This window comes from Bacillus sp. CH140a_4T (assembly GCF_008923725.1).
Classification (GTDB): domain Bacteria; phylum Bacillota; class Bacilli; order Bacillales; family Bacillaceae_G; genus Bacillus_A.
The window spans coordinates 39,834-56,827 of record NZ_WBPF01000014.1 but is presented as its reverse complement, the minus strand read 5'-3'; the positions used below and the strand labels follow the sequence as shown (position 1 = coordinate 56,827).

The window sequence follows — 16,994 nt, the reverse complement described above, 5'->3', positions numbered from 1 at the left end:
CAAAACTATTGTAAACAGGAAGGGGTCTCTACCCAATGAAAATTACAGCTATTCATCTTTACGCAATTCGTTTACCACTTCGCAATCCGTTTGTTATTAGTTATGGTTCTTATTCTGATATGCCTTCTATTATCGTCAAAATGGAAACAGATGAAGGCATGATCGGTTACGGAGAAGGCGTTGCTGATGATCACGTTACAGGCGAATCATGGGAAAGTACTTTTCATACTTTAAAACATACACTTGCTCCTGCTCTTATTGGGCAAAATCCAATGAATATCGAGAAAATACACGATATGATGGACAATACAATTTACGGTGTGCCTACTGCGAAGGCCGCGATTGATATTGCTTGTTTTGATATAATGGGCAAAAAACTAAATCAACCTGTATATCAATTAATTGGCGGACGCTACCATAAAGACTTCCCTGTCACTCACGTCTTAAGTATCGCAGCCCCAGAAGACATGGCTGAAGAAGCTGCTTCCATGATTCAAAAAGGTTACCAATCTTTCAAAATGAAAGTCGGTACAAATGTAATAGAAGATGTAAAACGAATTGAAGCGGTACGTGAACGTGTAGGAAATGATATCGCTATTCGCGTTGATGTAAACCAAGGTTGGAAAAATAGCGCAAACACATTAACGGCACTTCGTTCATTAGGTCATGTAAACATCGACTGGATTGAACAGCCTGTTGTCGCAGACGATATTGACGCAATGGCTCACATTCGTTCTAAAACAGACCTTCCGCTTATGATTGATGAAGGATTAAAAGGTTCTCGTGAAATGCGCCAAATCATTAAATTAGACGCGGCTGATAAAGTGAACATAAAACTAATGAAATGCGGCGGCATATATCCCGCTGTAAAACTCGCTCATCAAGCAGAAATGGCAGGCATTGAATGCCAAGTTGGATCCATGGTCGAATCATCTGTTGCCTCTTCCGCAGGATTCCATGTTGCTTTTTCGAAAAAAATCATTACGAGCGTTGAACTTACAGGTCCATTAAAGTTCACGAAAGACATCGGAAACTTACATTACGACGTACCATTTATTCGCTTAAACGAAAAGCCAGGACTCGGCATTGAAATAAATGAAGATACATTACAAGAACTAACCGTCTTTCAAGACGTTGTACGCTAAAGGAGGACTAACACATGACAGTTCTATACAAAGGACCATTAAAACAAAATAACGAGACATTTCACGTTACATTACTATCACTAGAGAACATCGAGCAAATCTTATCACTACAAAACGTTGTAGTTGAAGCGCTAGAAGATAAAAGTCGCTTACAACCACTCTCTTTAGAAGAATTTCAATACATTCTAGAAGGAAACGGCATGATGATTGGTGCTTTTATCGAAAACGAACTCATCGCATTTCGTGCCCTACTCGTCCCTCCTATCGACGAAGAACATTTAGGGCTTGATATTGGCATACTAGAAAGCGAACTACATCGCGTCATCTATCAAGAAATCTCAAATGTTCACCCGAACAGCCGAGGAAATGGGATGCAAAAAATATTAGCTACAGTTATTATGGATGAATTACAAAAAGAAGATAGCAAATACGACTATGTTTGCTGCACCGTTGCCCCTTTTAACATTCCAAGTTTGAAGGATAAATTTGCGCAAGGAATGGAGATTGCTGCATTGAAAGAGAAATATGGTGGGAGTATGCGGTATATTTTTGTGAAGGAATTACGCGAGGACAAGGAAAGAGATTGGACGGATGTTAAGAGCGTTCCGATAAATGATGCTGTTGGACAGCAAGCTTTACTTTCGGACGGTTATCGTGGGTATGAAATGGAGAAAGTAGACGAAGATTTTGTTGTGAAATTTGGACGATAATTGCTACGCCAAAAAAGGAGATGTCTGCTGTGACATCTCCTTTTACTTTTCTTCATTGGATATATCGATTGCAATTGCAATTCCAATTATATCAACGATTTTTGAGATATATCGGCGCAATTCCAAATATATTAGCGATTTTCGAGATATATCGGCGCACCACTAAACCGTCATCTTCCAACTAGATAACGCTAACCAATTCTCCATTTCCTTATAATCAGGCATTATCTTCCCGACAAGACGCCAAAAAGAGCGATCATGATTTAAATGAACCATATGACACATTTCATGGACAACTACATAATCAATTACTCGCTGTGGTGCCATCGCTAGTTTCCAATTGAATGTTAGCTGTAAATTTGAATCGCAAGTTCCCCACGTACGACTACTATCTGTAATACGAATAGAACGAGGTTTTGTTTTGAAGTTACTTTGATACACTTTAATACTCTTCTCTACTAATGACTTACACTGCTTATAGTAAAATCGTTTTAACGCTTGTTGTATTTTCTCATCCTTAAGCTCTTTCACATAAATATGTAGCTTATTCCCTTCAAACACTGCATTGTCTTGCGTAATACTTGCATCTTGGGAGATTTGTATCGGATACGTATTTCCTAAATACAGAAAGCCCTCTCCTTGATCATAATCCTTTTCCTGTGGTCCAAGCTCTCGCTCTTGCATTTCCTTACGTGTTTTCTGAATCCAATCCCATTTCTCCTCTAGCAACTGGACTAAGTATTCAACAGGTGTTCCCTTTGGAGCCTGCACTTCCACATTTCCGTACGAATCTACAAAAAGACGCACCGACTTTTTCTTTTTATAAGTTATATGAAAATTAATCGTTTCACCTAAATATGTATGTACCATTTCATCACCTAGTGTATTATTTTACAAATAAAAAAGAATAGGACACGAACGCCCTACTCTACCTATTATATCATTTACCGCTTTAACGGACCCATTACCCTCTATACTTTACACCTAATCCCTTAATGAAATTCCTTGCGTATCTATCGCCGCACTCTTTATAATTTTTATGGCCTTTTTTTCTTAACAGAGCGCCTAGTTCTCCCTTAGTCACCGTAACGCCTACGCTATCTAATATATCAAGTACATCCTCACTCGTTAATGATAGTGCGATTTTCATTTTCTTTAGAAGAAGGTTGTTAGCACTCTCTTTGCTTTGTACAGGTGCCGGTTGTCCTGGTTTCGGATCTTGCTTCCCTCTTTTTAAAGTAATAAATCCATTGAAAAATACTTCTAACATCATCATATCGCATGTTAATACGTACTCATCTTCAGCTACCTCATCATTTTCAGCTTCATGCTGAGGCGCTCTCTTTATTTTTGTAAGCATATCAACTACGTCTTCTTTCGTTACTTCCATTCCGCCAAGTTTAAAGATTTCTACCATATCTATATCTCTTATATCTAAAGCGTATCTTACTCTTTTTAATATATCGTTGTTGCTCATTGCCATTGTTTTGCCTCCTGAAATGTTGATTATCGTAATGCTTTTAGCATGTGTAAATGAATGTCGTTAAGTTACTACTTTAACATTTTAAGGGCATGTTTTGTAGTCTTAGGTGGATTAATGCTTGTGGGGGAATTTTAAAACAGCAACATATGTTGTTTGGGCACTTTAAACCAAGTGAATTATAATAATACTAGAGTTACTATGAAAGGAAACCAATATTGAATTATCTGATTGGTTATAAAGATGATGAACGAAACCTCTGGAATAATTCACTATTAATTATCACATTTAAAAAATGGACGAACCTGATATAGGTTTGTCCATTTCTTTTTATGCAACTTAAACATAAATATTTATGGAACGGTTCACCGTAACTGGTATGAGGTTATTATTCATTATTTTCATAATTAAATTTAACAAAAAAGGTAGTGCCTTCGGATCCCGTTTGAATTTCTATTTTTGCATTATGACGGGCAGCAATGGCATAACATATCCCTAATCCCAATCCAGTTCCATTATCTTTAGTCGTGAAAAATGGCGTACCCAGTTTCTCTAATACTTCTGGCCTGATACCTTTTCCTTGATCTTGTACTGCAAGCACCACACAATTTTGACCTTCCTTGTAGGTGCTAATGGTTAGAAATTTTTCTGTGCTCATCGCTTCTAAGCCATTACGATATAGGTTTATTAATAATTGCCGTATCTCATTACGATTTAAAAGTAATTCCGGAATGTCATTTGTATCGATTTGAATATATTTATTTTGATTATACGTATCAATCTTTATTAAAGGGGTAATATCGTGGATAATTGAATTTAAATCTAACATCTGCAAATCTGATTTCCTTGTATTACCCATTGAGAGAAATTCAGTAATAATAGAATTGGCACGATCCAGTTCTTCAATCATTAAATTAAAGTACTTATTATGTTTCTCATAGGTGGGCTCTTCTTTTAATAACTGCAAAAATCCTCGTACTGTTGTCATTGGATTTCTAATCTCATGGCTAATACCTGCTGCCATTTGCCCTATTAAATCTATGTTGGCTAACCTTTTCAATTCCTGCTCATATTGCTTTTTTTCCGTTATGTTTTTAAAAATACAACAAATACCATCATCATACGGGTATGCAATAACTTCGTGCCAATATTCATCAGCGGTAGAAAAAAACTCGAAATAAACTGTAGTTCGCTCTGACATTGCACGATGAAGTTCCTTATACATAACTTCTTCGACGCTATTCGGGAAAACCTCCCATATATTCTTACCTAATACATCTTTTGCTGTTTTTCTTTGCGGAAAATATTGATGCTTATTTACGTACGTAAATTCCCATGTATTATTCAAAGTAAAGAATCCATCTGTAATACTTTCAATCACACTTGTAATTTTTTCATTAGCAACAGCTAGTTCTCTCGTTCGTTCTTCCACCATGCTTTCAAGTTGACCCATATATAACAAGTTTGAAAACGTAGGAGCTGTGGCATCAACGATAGATTTTGCCAGTTGCATTTGGGAATTATCGTAATTGTGAGCTTCTCCCTCTTTACCAACAACAATCACCCCTAATACTTCTCCCATTGAAACCAATGGAATCATCAGTAGACCCTTACTATCTATATTTTTTGTTTGAATAACCTCTTGGATCTTGGATTCATAGCTTTTCTCCATCCAATCCGTTTCTGTCCAATCACAATCCTTGCTTAACTTCGTTGTTTTAATCATTGTTTTGTCTAGCGGGTCTAAAAGGTGGGCAGCCATGTTTTTACTATCTAAAATCTGTCCTAAGTAAAAAAAACATTTATCAAAACTCTCCTGTACCGAGGAACACATTGATAAATCACGGGTAGCATTTAGTAACAGCTGCTTCTCGGCAATAAGGTTTTCCTTTTGTGTTAAATTATTTGCGTTTTGAATTGCGACCGCAGCCATATTTACATAAGCTTCAACACTTTGAATTTCTGAATCTGTTAAGTTCATTGGAACTCCATAATCAAATAAAAAAACCAAACCAAATAACTCTTGCTCAAATGAGATGGGCAAAGCTAATAAGGATTTAATTTTGAACGCAGCAACTGGTCTCGGATCTGGCCGGTGATCCTTTGAGGTATCAGGAATATAAATAGTTTTTTTTGTTTCAATAACTTCTTTTGCCAGTAAGTCTATTTCAGGATCAATTACCTGCGTATCGAGCGTTACGCCATTTATAGTCTCTGGTTTTCCTGCAAACCCTCTAAATGTTCCATCTTCCTGAGGCAAATAAATTCCAACAGCGTTGCACTTAACAATCTCCTCTGATATCGCTATTGTTACACGCTGTAACACTTCACGTAGTTCTAATTTTGTATTTATTATTTTTGTTATATTCGCGAGCCTAGAATATCTCGCCTGATCACTTAACATTCACATGGCCTCCAATTATAGGCATAATAAAATAAACATGATACTATCATTGAAAATCAAGACCAACCATTTTCACTTTTCTCCTGTATTCTTTTCTTACCCTTCTTTACATAGAATACCTCACTTACTTATGATACGGTTTACCTTAATTAAAATGAAACAGTGTAACTTTCAAAAGTTACACTGTTTCACTACCTTCTACCACATTAACACTCGCCTCAAACTTATTAAGTAATGCGCGTACTTCATCAGTTGATTTTGTGCTCATCAATTGATTTCTTAGTTCAGCAGCTCCAGGGAAGCCCTTTACATAAATTTTGAAGAAGCGATGAAGCCCAGTGATGGAGCGTGGCAGTACTTCTGCATATTGATCTTGAAGATCAAGTTGTAGTCTTAAAAGATCTAAATGTTCTTTACTGCTATGCTCTCTTGGTTCTTTTTCGAAAGCAAATGGATTTTTAAAGATCCCTCGTCCAATCATTACGCCATCAATGCCGTATTTTTCAGCAAGTTCCAGCCCGGTTTTACGGTCAGGAATGTCACCATTTATTGTTAGGAGCGTATTTGGTGCAATACGATCACGTAATTTTTTAATTTCCGGAATTAGCTCCCAGTGCGCATCCACTTGGCTCATTTCTTCTCTTGTACGTAAGTGAATAGAAAGGTTCGCAATATCTTGTTTGAAAATGTGCGTTAACCAATCTTCCCACTCGCTTAACTCTTTAAAGCCAAGTCTTGTTTTTACGCTGACAGGTAGTCCTCCCGCTTTTGCTGCTTGAATAAGTTCTGCCGCAACGTCTGGACGTAGAATAAGGCCACTACCTTTTCCTCTTGATGCTACGTTCGGTACTGGGCAACCCATATTAATATCGATGCCTTTAAATCCTAACTCTGCCATACCAATACTCATTTGACGGAAATATTCAGGATTATCTCCCCAAATATGCGCCACCATTGGCTGTTCATCTTCAGTAAAAATTAAACGGCCACGTACACTTTTCATACCTTCTGGATGACAATAGCTATCCGAATTTGTGAACTCTGTGAAGAATACGTCTGGGCGACCAGCCTCACTTACTACGTGACGGAAAACAACGTCTGTCACATCTTCCATTGGTGCAAGTACGAAAAATGGTCGTGGTAAATCACGCCAAAAATTATCTATCATTTCAAATTCAAATCCTCTCACTATGAATACAATTTCAAACTCTCAATAAACCAAAAAGCAGATGGTATAGATTTTCCTATATCAACTGCTTTCCTATTATACCAACTTAAGCCAAGCTACACACTCTACATGAGTCGTATGCGGGAACATATCAACAGGTTGTACTTCTTGCGTTTTATATCCGCCTTCTTCTAGTACTTTTAAGTCTCGTGCTAATGTTGCTGGGTTACATGATACGTATACGACGCGTTTTGGTTTCATGTCGATGATTGTGTTTAGTAGTGCCTCATCACAACCTTTACGTGGTGGATCTACGACCATTGTGTCAGCGATTACGCCTTCTTTGTACCATTTTGGAATGACTACTTCTGCTTCTCCTACGCCAAATTCAGCGTTTGTCATGTTGTTTAGTGCTGCGTTTCGGTTTGCGTCTTCGATTGCTTCTGGGACGATTTCAACGCCGTACACTTTTTTCGCTTTTTGTGCTAGGAATAAGGAGATTGATCCAATTCCGCAATAGGCATCAATTACTGTTTCGTTGCCATCTAATTTTGCATATTCTAACGTTTTATCGTATAGCACTTTCGTTTGTTCTGGGTTTACTTGATAGAATGAACGTGCTGAAATCGCAAATTTAATGTCACCGATAAAGTCATAAATATATTCTGATCCGTACAGTACTGTCGTTGTGTCTCCGAAGATTACGTTTGTACGTTTCTTGTTTACGTTTTGAACAATCGATTTTACTTCTGGGAATTTTGCAGCAATTTCTTCAATGATTGCTTTTTTGTTTGGTAATTCTGCTGTACGAGTAATGAAGACAAGCATAATTTCCCCTGTTACTTGTCCATAGCGTGCCATTACGTGGCGAAGTGTTCCTTTGTTACGCTCTTCGTTGTACGCTGGAATACCGTATTTTTCACAAATACGTTTTACTTCCTGGATTAATGTATCGTTTTCTTCTGCCTGAATTAAACATGATTCCATATTAATGATGTCATGTGTTCCTTGGCGATAGAAACCAGCTACAAGTCCGCCTTCACGTTCTCCAATTGGTACTTGTGCTTTGTTACGGTATACCCACGGATTTTTCATGCCAAGTACAGGGTACACAGGAACATCGCTTAATCCGCCGATGCGCTGCATAACGTCACGTACTTGTTTTTCTTTCGCTTGTAATTGTCCTTCATATGTTAAGTGCTGAAGCTGACAACCGCCGCACTGATTGTACACTGGGCATTCTGCATCTTTACGATAGGGGCTCTCTGTATGAAGCTTCATTACACGACCGAATGCGAAGTTTTTCTTCACTTTAATAATTTTAATTTGTGCTTCTTCACCTGGTAATCCGTTTTTAACGAAAATAGGATAGCCTTTTACTTTCGCAACACCGGCACCATCATGTGTTAAATCTTCAAATACTACATCTATAAACTCGTTTTTCTCAACTGGTGGCGTCATTTTTGTACTCATTTTCCGACCTCTCTTTTTCATAACACTGCGTTACATTTTATCATACTTATATGGTCTATTTCTATCGGAAGAAAAAAAGCTATTGACGATAGTTCTCTGTTAATGTTACGCTACTACTAATTTAATACGGACGATGTTACCTCATATATACTCGATAATATGGATTGAGAGTTTCTACCCGGCAACCTTAAATTGCTGGACTATGGGGAAAACTAATGAATATTAGCCTATGTGCAAAAAAGGACTCATATTGATTAGCTTTCTCTCATAGATGAAAGTGAATCCATATGGGTCTTTTTTTATTTTCATTTTTCTAAAAGGTCAGACATCTTACGTATGACATAAAACCTCTTTGTTTTATTTTTAGTAATATAACGAGCGTTTTATGTACAAACTTTATACGAACTTCTGAAAGGGGCAACTACATGCAATATGTAATGAGCATTATCGGTATTCTTGTCGTTTTAGGTTTATGCTTTGCTTTGTCAAACAATAGAAGTAAAATCAACTTCCGTGCAATTGCTATTATGATTGGTTTTCAAATTTTAATCGGTTGGTTTATGTTTGGCACAAAGATTGGTCAACAAATCATTATTTTCATTGGTAAAGTTTTCAACAAACTAATTAAACTTGGTACGACAGGTGTCGATTTTCTCTTTAATGGAATTCAAAGAGATTTTGTCTTTTTCTTAAACGTACTATTAATTATCGTATTTTTCTCAGCACTACTTTCTATCTTTAGTTATTTAGGTGTTTTACCATTCATCGTTCGCGTTGTCGGCGGTGCAATTTCAAAAATTACTGGTTTACCACGCGTCGAGTCATTCCACGCAGTAAACTCTGTATTCTTCGGTTCAAGTGAAGCGTTAATCGTTATTAAAAACGATTTACAACATTTTAACAAAAATCGTATGTTTATCATTTGTTGTTCTGCAATGAGTTCCGTTTCTGCTTCTGTTACAGCATCATACGTAATGATGTTAGATGCGAAATATGTACTAGCAGCTCTTCCGCTAAACTTATTCTCAAGCTTGATCGTTTGTTCGCTATTAACACCAGTTGATACGAAGAAAGAAGATGAAGTGATTCAAAAATTTGATAGAACTTTATTCGGAGACAGCTTTATCGGCGCAATGATTAACGGTGCGCTTGATGGTTTAAAAGTAGCTGGTATCGTTGCCGCATTAATGATCGCCTTCATCGGTGTGATGGAAGTTGTAAACTACGTAATTAGCGCAGCTTCAGGTGCAATGGGATATGCTGTTACTTTACAACAAATCTTCGGTTATATACTTGCTCCATTCGTATTCTTAATGGGTATTCCAACTCAAGATATTATCCCAGCTGGTGGAATTATGGGTACGAAGATTGTATTAAACGAGTTTGTAGCAATCCTTGATTTAAAAGATGTTGCAACAACATTATCTCCGCGTACAGTTGGCATCGTTACAGTATTCTTAATTAGCTTCGCAAGTATTAGCCAAATTGGTGCGATCGTTGGGACAATCCGCGCCCTTTCTGAAAAACAAGGAAGCATCGTATCGAAATTTGGTTGGAAAATGCTATTTGCATCAACACTTGCTTCTATTTTATCTGCAACAATCGCTGGATTGTTTATTTAATAAAAAACCACCTTACTTGTTTAAGTAAGGTGGTTTTTTTGATTCTTTATGAAACCGAACGAAATTCAACTACTTCCTCTTTACTAATAAGCTTTCCTTCGTGTATACCTTTTACTGAAATATCAATAATGGATTTATTCTCTCCTTCAAGTTTACCCAAAGAAAATAAGTAAATTAAATTTTGTTCTTTTAGCATCCATTGCTTGCCATGCCAGGGGCCCGTTATCTTTTGTTTCAAAGGTGTTTTCTCTTCTCCAACATACTGACATTCTCCAAACGAAGTTTTTACTATATTTTTCTCCGTATCAATTACTATATTTCGAAATAGCTCTAGATTTTTACTTGAAACGATTTCTATCTCATGGTTACTTTTTTGTTTAAATAGTAGTTTTCCGTCACTTGTATTAGATAAACTACTATTCTCAACGGCGTTCCTAAAAAAGTTATATTCTTCTTCCGTAACCCCAAAATTAGGATGATACGGTTTCACCTGTTTATCTATATGCCCCGATATATAGTTTACATACCATTCTTGATCATTTTCCACATGATTTCTCACTTTTTTAGTAATAGCCTCTACTTTTTTACGGGTATCACGATCCATCTCAATCGTCATAATATCCGCCGTAACTTCCGCATTCATAAGGTGCGGTGGAATATACTCCTCTACACTATTCGCCTTACTCATTTCACTTTGACAACCAACTATGAATAGCGATACGAGAAGAATATATACTATTTTTTTATATTTCATTTCTGTTCTCCACTCCGTACATCATTCTTGCTTACATTTATATCGGTTCTTATTATAGTCCAAAATCCTGATATTTCAATAAAAACTACTTTATATATGCAGCATTTCATATTAATAGACCTTTCTCTTACTTTAAAATTAACTTAAATCATTTACCAAAATATACAAATCACAAATAAAAAATGTTATAATTTGCAAAAAATACATTGGAGGATATTATGAAAGCCCACGCCCTTTTCGACTTCTTACATTTACTAGTTTTAAGCATGAAAAGCTATTATGTATGGGGAATACCTATCTATGTCTTTATTATTCCTCTCATTTTTGTAGTAGGTTATATTATTAGCAATTCCAATAAGAAACGAAAGAATACATCGATTCAAAGTCATTAATCTAGCGCCCTAATAGCTCCTCCTAAAAATCATATTCCCCTCATTTTCTTCAAATGATATGATAAACAAGGGTAAATCCCCACCGCTCTTACAGCTGTGGGGATTTTAAATATAAGTATGCAACATAATACACAATAGAAGGTGATTTTATGAGAAAATACGCAGCCATCGCTTTATGCACGTCTGCTATTCTAGCAGGTTGTACTACTAGCAATGTAAGTCAAGAGCCTAAAAAAGAGAAAAAGGTTCAAGAAACTAAGAAACAGGAAGTGACCGTACAAGAACAAGGGAAAATTGCTTATAACCCAATTACATATGAATCTACTAACACTACTATTCACATGGCAGATATAAAAGATCCTTTAACTGAGGTACAATATAAAATTTGGCGCACTGCTGACGGAAAGGAAACTGCTAAATCTTTGTCTTCTAAAGAAAAAGAAAAGCAATTTTCACTTCCTTTTGACATAAAAGAATTTGAAGGAAAACGCGGTGAGTTCCAAATTGAAGCAATAGGAATAAAAGAAGATGGGAAAACCATTCCGCTCACAAAATCTACTATTACTTTCGAGCAAAAGGTTCCCGTTCTTATGTATCATGCAATCGATGATTATCACGGACAAGGCATTAAAGATTTATTCGTCTCACCTGCTAACTTTGAAGCCCAAATGAAATATTTAAAGGACAACGGCTATACATTACTAACTTTTGAACGCTGGGGCGATATTAATAAAGTAAATAAACCTATCTTCGTTACATTTGATGACGGTATGAAAAATAATATGAATGCATTTCATGTTTTACAAAAACTAAAAGACGATACGTTTAAACCTACAGCAACAGAATATATGATTGTTGATAACGTTGATGTAGAAGGATCACTTTCTACATCTGACATAAAAGAAATGGTTGATTCCGGCATTTTCTCTATGCAATCTCATACTGCAACACATGCAGACTTACCGAAGATTACAAACTATGAAGAAGAATTAAAGGAATCGAAAGAAAAGCTAGAAAAAATAACAGGTAAGCCTGTTATCGCAGTTGCTTATCCATTCGGCCATGTAGATGATAAAGTCGTTGCAGAAACGAAGAAATATTATCAATTTGCGACGACAACAAAACCCGGAAAGTTCATCACAAAAGGTGAACCCGATGAGTTGTTAAAAATGAAACGTGTTCGCATACACAATTCGACGACTGTAGAACAATTTGCTTCTTCGATTAAATAACGATGAGAGCTCAATATATTTTGAGCTCTCTTTTTACGCTATATTTATATATATTTTTTGAATTTTCTTGTATTATATATAGTAAGAAATCTTTCAAATTAAAGGAGATTATACATATGTCATTTGAACAAACGTTAGAGAAATATGCTGCTCTTGCAGTCAATGTTGGTGTTAATATTCAACCAGGGCAAACATTATCAATTAGTGCACCTCTTGAAGCTGTACAATTTGTACGCCTCGTTACAGAAAAAGCATATAAATCTGGTGCAAAACACGTATATGTGGATTGGAATGATGAGACGTTAACACGCTTAAAGTTCGATCTAGCTCCTGAAGAAGCATTCGCTGAGTTCCCATCTTGGAAGGCACACGCTCGTGAAGAATTAGCAAAAGAAGGCGCTGCATTTATGTCTATTTATGCAGAAAACCCTGATTTATTAAAAGGTGTAGAAGCAACGCGTATCGCAACAGCTCATAAAGTAGCTGGTGAAGCAATGAAAGTATACCGTGATTACGTACAAGCTGATAAAGTAAGCTGGTGTGTCATTTCTGTTCCTACGAAAGAATGGGCTGCGAAAGTATTCCCTGACGTTGCACCAGAAGAACAAGAAGCAAAACTATGGGATGCTATTTTCAAAGCTACTCGTGCTGACTTAGAAAACCCTGTGGAAGCATGGAAAGAACACGATGAAACGTTACATACAAAAGTTGATTACTTAAACGAAAAACATTATAAAGCTCTTTACTATACAGGCCCTGGAACAGATTTAACGATCGAACTTCCAGAAAAGCATGTATGGGCTGGTGCTGGTAGCTTAAATGAAAAGAACGTACCATTTATGGCGAACATTCCAACTGAAGAAGTATTTACAATGCCGCTTAAAACAGGTGTAAACGGTCAAGTATCTAGCACAAAACCGTTAGCATTTGCAGGTAACATTATCGATAACTTCACGTTAACATTTGAAAACGGACGTATCGTAGACTATAAAGCTGAAACTGGTGGAGAGGCTTTAAAACATTTAGTAGAAACAGATGAAGGTTCTCACTTCTTAGGAGAAGTGGCGTTAGTACCTCATGACTCACCAATTTCAAACACAAATATTTTATTCTACAATACGCTATTTGATGAAAACGCATCTTGCCACCTTGCAATCGGAAGTGCTTATGCTTTCAACTTAGTTGGTGGAAAAACAATGTCTAAAGAAGAACTTGCTGAAAACGGAGCAAACAATAGTATTACACATAACGACTTCATGATCGGATCAGCCGAGCTTGATATCGATGGTATTACAGATGATGGAAGACATGAACCAATCTTCCGTAAAGGTAACTGGGCATTTTAATACAAATAAAAGGCTATCTTCCACACCGGAAGATAGCCTTTTATGATGCCGATGAAACCTTAAGTCCAATTACTCCTAAAACGATAAAGAGAATACAAAACGCTTGGAATAAGCTAATGTGCTCTTTAAAAAAATATACGCTAATGATTGTAATAAGTAATGTTCCTACTCCAGACCAAATAGCATAAGCGATACTTAAATGAATCTTTTTGACAACGATAGCAAATACGCTGAAACAAATTCCATAAAATACGAAAATAAGTACACTTGGAACGAGCTTTGTTAAACCATTCGATAATTTCATCGCAATTGTTCCAGCTACTTCAAAAATAATTGTTACGAGTAATAATAGCCAATATATCATACTAGAATCTCCTTCTCTGTTACCTTATAGAGATTCTAGTATACTACTTATAGTCCTAATGAAATATATTTAATTTCTAAATATTCCTCGATACCGAAATGGCCTCCTTCACGGCCAATACCACTCTCTTTAAAGCCACCGAACGGTGCTTGTGCAACCGATGGAAGCCCATCATTTAAACCGATAATTCCGTACTCTAACGCTTCGCTAATTTGGAATGCTTGACTAATATCTTTTGTGAAGATATAAGCAGCCAATCCATATGGTGTCTGATTTGCACGTTCGATTACTTCTTCAACTGTTGTGAATTTCGCAACTGGCGCAACTGGTCCAAATGTTTCTTCATTCATACAAAGCATCGTATCGTTCGCCAATCCAATTACAGTTGGTTGCATAAAGTGTCCATCTAGCTCTGCAACCTTTTGGCCACCATATAAAACTGTTCCACCTTGTTTAATAGCATCTTCGATATGTTCCTGTACTTTCGAAACTGCATTCTCGTCAATAAGTGGTCCTACAGTCGTTCCGTCACCGAAACCGTCTCCTACTTTCAACTGCCCTACTGCCTTTTGGAACTTCTCTACAAACGCTTCATACACTTCTTCCTGAACAAATACTCGGTTTGTACATATACACGTTTGTCCTGCGTTACGGAATTTCGAACCGATTACCGCCTCTACCGCTTTATCTAAGTCCGCATCATTCATAACAATAAACGGCGCGTGACCACCTAACTCAAGTGAAACCTTTTTCATCGTTTGTGCAGCACTGGCCATTAATTCTTTCCCAATTTCCGTTGATCCTGTAAAGGAAACCTTTCGAACACGTCCATCTTCCATCCACGTATCAGCAATTGCTTTCGCACTACCTGTTACAATATTTATTACGCCCTTTGGAATATCTGCTTCATGAGCTAATTCAGCTAATTTTAACGCAGTTAACGGCGTTTGACTTGCAGGTTTTACAACCGCTGTACATCCTGCTGCAAGCGCCGGCGCTACCTTTCTCGTAATCATAGCAGCCGGGAAGTTCCAAGGTGTAATAGCGGCCATAACTCCAACTGGTTGCTTCATAACTAAAATACGTTTATTCGGATGAGAAGCAGGAATCATTTCGCCATATACGCGTTTACCTTCTTCTGCATACCATTCAACAAAGCTATTTGCATAATTCACTTCACCAAGTGCTTCTGCAAATGGCTTTCCTTGTTCTCTCGTCATGATTGCTGCAATCTCTTCTTTATTTTCATCAATAAGTGTGAACCATTTTTTCAACTTCACTGCACGGTCTGCTGCTGTTAACTTAGACCATGATTTAAAAGCTTCATGGGCAGCATCAACAGCTTGCTTTGCCTCTGTTATCCCGCCTTTAGGTACCGTCGCAAATATTTCCTTCGTTGCTGGATTATTTACTTCGATTTGTTCTTGCAATGTAATCCACTCACCATTTATATACATCGCCTTTTTCTCTACATTTACAAACATCGCTTTTTTATCCAATGTTTTCTTCCTCCTCTATAAGTTTCTTTATTTTCCTCGTGGCAGCAGATTGACTTATTTTTAAAAACTCCGCTACTTTATAGCTCGACCCATATGTTTTATATGCTTTCAAAATAATATTCCGTTCTACTTCTTCTAACATTTTATAGAGACTTTGGCCGGACTGTTCAACCGTTGATTCTTGCATCGCTATCGGCAAATCTTCTATCGTAACGATATCGTCAGCAGTTATAACAATTCGCTCAATCACATTTTCAATTTCTCTATTATTTCCTTCCCAAGGGTAACTAACAAACATTTGTAATGTGCTAGGCGCTAATTTTACATTCCGGCCATATTTCTCGTTAAAGTGCTGTAAATAATGATAAATGAGCGGTAAAATGTCTTCAGTTCTTTCCCTGAGTGGTGGAATTACAATTGGAATGACATTCAGACGATAATATAAATCTTTCCTGAATGTCCCTTTTTTCACCATCATACTTAAATCTCGATTTGTTGCCGCTACAATTCTAACGTCCACCTTTTTTAATTCTCTTCCGCCTATAGGTCGAAACGTTTTTTCCTGCAACACTTGCAAAAGCTTCGCTTGAATTTCAAGCGGCATTTCGCCAATTTCATCTAAGAAAAGAGTTCCTTTATGCGCGGATTCTAATAATCCCTTTTTCCCCTCACGATTCGCACCTGTAAAAGATCCACCTGAGTATCCAAAAAGCTCTGATTCAATTAAATTCGTTGGCAATGCCGCACAGTTAATTTCATAGAAACTTTCGTTTTTCCGGTTACTCACTTCATGTAAATGGCGTACTAATCGACTCTTCCCTACTCCTGTCTCACCTAATACGAGAACTGTACTATCTACCACGGACACTTTCTTGATTGTTTCGACTATTTTTTGCATAGCGATACTTTTAAAAATAAGTCCTTCATGTTCATATGTTTCTCTTAATTCTTTTTTATATGTTTTTAACTGATTATCCATTTCCTCTACCTTTTGACGTAATTGGTAGAGTTCTGTAAGATCACGAGAATAACTAATTACTCTTCTTAAATTTCCCTCATTATCAAAAACAGGCCTTGTACGAACGTGTAAATACTCTCCTGATTTTGTCGTTTGGACGAGTTCAATTGGTCTCTTTTTTTCAATTACTTCTAACGTTGCCGATGGATAAAAGATACCATCCTTCTGCAACTCTTTTACATGCTTACCTACTAACTCTTTAGCAGCTAATTGATAGTGCCTTTCACATGTACTATTTACACGCACAACGATTCCCTTTTCATCAGTCACAAAAATTTCGTCAAACGCATATTCAAATACATCTTGTAAATCCATTAACACTCGTTCCTTTTCTGCAACCATCCTAGCCACCCCTAACTTCCAATCCATCGATTCACTTCACTACCT

The 16,994-nt window shown here is 36.9% G+C and carries 14 protein-coding genes and 1 riboswitch; of the genes, 5 read left to right on the top strand and 9 right to left on the bottom strand.

The genetic code is table 11. The features are described 5' to 3' along the window. Nucleotides 1-35: 35 nt before the first annotated feature. Entirely contained in the window at nucleotides 36-1,145 is a 1,110-nt protein-coding gene (locus tag F8162_RS15220; protein WP_151633945.1) for a mandelate racemase/muconate lactonizing enzyme family protein, read from the top strand. Between the two features lie 14 nt (nucleotides 1,146-1,159). Further along, nucleotides 1,160-1,855, top strand: coding sequence for a GNAT family N-acetyltransferase (locus tag F8162_RS15215; protein ID WP_151633944.1), 696 nt, complete (start codon nucleotides 1,160-1,162; stop codon nucleotides 1,853-1,855). 162 nt (nucleotides 1,856-2,017) lie between these two features. Here the strand turns inward: F8162_RS15215 and F8162_RS15210 are convergent, their stop codons facing one another. From F8162_RS15210 to rlmD, 5 genes are all read right to left on the bottom strand, one after another. After that, a complete protein-coding gene (locus tag F8162_RS15210; RefSeq protein ID WP_151633943.1) occupies nucleotides 2,018-2,725 on the bottom strand; it encodes a M48 family metallopeptidase in 708 nt (235 codons plus the stop codon). A gap of 94 nt (nucleotides 2,726-2,819) precedes the next feature. Then, a complete protein-coding gene (locus F8162_RS15205) occupies nucleotides 2,820-3,338 on the bottom strand; it encodes a DUF1456 family protein (RefSeq protein WP_151633942.1) in 519 nt (172 codons plus the stop codon). A gap of 385 nt (nucleotides 3,339-3,723) precedes the next feature. Further along, complete coding sequence (locus F8162_RS15200; protein WP_151633941.1) at nucleotides 3,724-5,739, bottom strand: ATP-binding protein; 2,016 nt, start codon at nucleotides 5,737-5,739, stop codon at nucleotides 3,724-3,726. Between the two features lie 178 nt (nucleotides 5,740-5,917). Continuing rightward, nucleotides 5,918-6,907, bottom strand: a complete 990-nt coding sequence (locus F8162_RS15195) for a tRNA dihydrouridine synthase (RefSeq protein WP_000566688.1) — start codon at nucleotides 6,905-6,907, stop codon at nucleotides 5,918-5,920. 96 nt (nucleotides 6,908-7,003) lie between these two features. Next, nucleotides 7,004-8,380, bottom strand: coding sequence for a 23S rRNA (uracil(1939)-C(5))-methyltransferase RlmD (gene rlmD / locus F8162_RS15190; protein ID WP_151633939.1), 1,377 nt, complete (start codon nucleotides 8,378-8,380; stop codon nucleotides 7,004-7,006). Between the two features lie 121 nt (nucleotides 8,381-8,501). After that, a riboswitch (purine riboswitch) is annotated at nucleotides 8,502-8,603 on the top strand. Nucleotides 8,604-8,805: 202 nt separating this feature from the next. Between rlmD and F8162_RS15185 the strand changes: the two genes are divergently transcribed. Then, a complete protein-coding gene (locus tag F8162_RS15185; protein ID WP_151633937.1) occupies nucleotides 8,806-10,002 on the top strand; it encodes a NupC/NupG family nucleoside CNT transporter in 1,197 nt (398 codons plus the stop codon). 46 nt (nucleotides 10,003-10,048) lie between these two features. On the opposite strand, the gene F8162_RS15180 is transcribed toward F8162_RS15185, so the two are convergent. Further along, a complete protein-coding gene (locus tag F8162_RS15180; RefSeq protein WP_151633935.1) occupies nucleotides 10,049-10,756 on the bottom strand; it encodes a hypothetical protein in 708 nt (235 codons plus the stop codon). 541 nt (nucleotides 10,757-11,297) lie between these two features. Here F8162_RS15180 and F8162_RS15175 point away from each other — a divergent pair. Together F8162_RS15175 and F8162_RS15170 are read left to right on the top strand one after the other, a co-directional pair. Next, on the top strand, nucleotides 11,298-12,380 hold the full coding sequence (locus F8162_RS15175) for a polysaccharide deacetylase family protein (RefSeq protein ID WP_151633933.1): 1,083 nt from the start codon (nucleotides 11,298-11,300) through the stop codon (nucleotides 12,378-12,380). A 116-nt stretch (nucleotides 12,381-12,496) separates the two neighbouring features. After that, on the top strand, nucleotides 12,497-13,726 hold the full coding sequence (locus F8162_RS15170) for an aminopeptidase (RefSeq protein WP_151633931.1): 1,230 nt from the start codon (nucleotides 12,497-12,499) through the stop codon (nucleotides 13,724-13,726). A gap of 40 nt (nucleotides 13,727-13,766) precedes the next feature. Here F8162_RS15170 and F8162_RS15165 read toward each other — a convergent pair whose 3' ends face one another. Genes F8162_RS15165 through F8162_RS15155 form a run of 3 tightly spaced genes read right to left on the bottom strand, consistent with a single transcriptional unit; the run spans nucleotide 13,767 to nucleotide 16,949 of the window. Continuing rightward, complete coding sequence (locus F8162_RS15165; protein WP_048529395.1) at nucleotides 13,767-14,090, bottom strand: DMT family transporter; 324 nt, start codon at nucleotides 14,088-14,090, stop codon at nucleotides 13,767-13,769. Nucleotides 14,091-14,137: 47 nt separating this feature from the next. Further along, nucleotides 14,138-15,589, bottom strand: coding sequence for an NADP-dependent succinate-semialdehyde dehydrogenase (gene gabD / locus F8162_RS15160; protein WP_151633929.1), 1,452 nt, complete (start codon nucleotides 15,587-15,589; stop codon nucleotides 14,138-14,140). Further along, nucleotides 15,582-16,949 (bottom strand): sigma-54 interaction domain-containing protein, encoded by a 1,368-nt coding sequence (locus tag F8162_RS15155; RefSeq protein ID WP_151633927.1) that lies wholly within the window; start codon nucleotides 16,947-16,949, stop codon nucleotides 15,582-15,584. The genes gabD and F8162_RS15155 overlap by 8 nt, the downstream gene beginning before the upstream one ends. Nucleotides 16,950-16,994 lie beyond the last annotated feature (45 nt).